The sequence below is a fragment of the Amphritea sp. genome, from assembly GCF_050300915.1.
GTDB lineage: Bacteria > Pseudomonadota > Gammaproteobacteria > Pseudomonadales > Balneatricaceae > Amphritea.
The window spans coordinates 1-591 of sequence record NZ_JBNKYN010000208.1; the positions used below are offsets into that span (position 1 = coordinate 1).

1 protein-coding gene is annotated in these 591 nt (G+C 45.5%); it reads left to right on the top strand.

The genetic code is table 11. The annotated features are described in order from the left end of the window. Window positions 1-391 precede the first annotated feature (391 nt). Window positions 392-591, top strand: a 200-nt coding sequence (locus ACQY8X_RS21100; protein ID WP_428037091.1) for a hypothetical protein, incomplete at its 3' end; no start/stop codon positions are given.

The window sequence follows — 591 nt, forward strand, 5'->3', positions numbered from 1 at the left end:
CTACGGGTATGAAGTGGGCCGACTTAGTCAAGCAGTCCACGATAACCCATATCGAATTATACCCACGCGAGGTGCGAGGTAAACCCACAATGAAGTCCATGCAGATGTTCTCCCATTTCCACTCAGGGATACTCAAGGGTTGCAGATTTCCGGCGGGTCTCAAATGATCAGCTTTGATCCTCCGACAGGTGTCACACTCTGACACATACCTTGCTATTTCTCGCTTCATTCTTGTCCACCAGAAATTCTTCTTCAAATCTTGATACATCTTGTTGGTTCCTGGATGGATAGAATATCTAGAACGGTGTGCTTCATCCATGATCTTTCAACGGAACTTGAATTTCTTAGGAACCACCAAATGGTTCTTGAACCATAGGACTCCATCGGCATCTTGTCGGAAGCATTGAGCTTCTCCCGACTCCATTCTTTGGCAGAGATGACCCCTTCCAATGTTCGTCCAATGGGCGGCAATGATATCTTCTTTGATAGTTGGAATGAGAGCTATGTTGTTCAGTCTACCATGTGGAACAACTCAGAGACTTGGTTCTTTGGGATCACAACAGGTGAAATGAGACTGGATTGTGATATGGT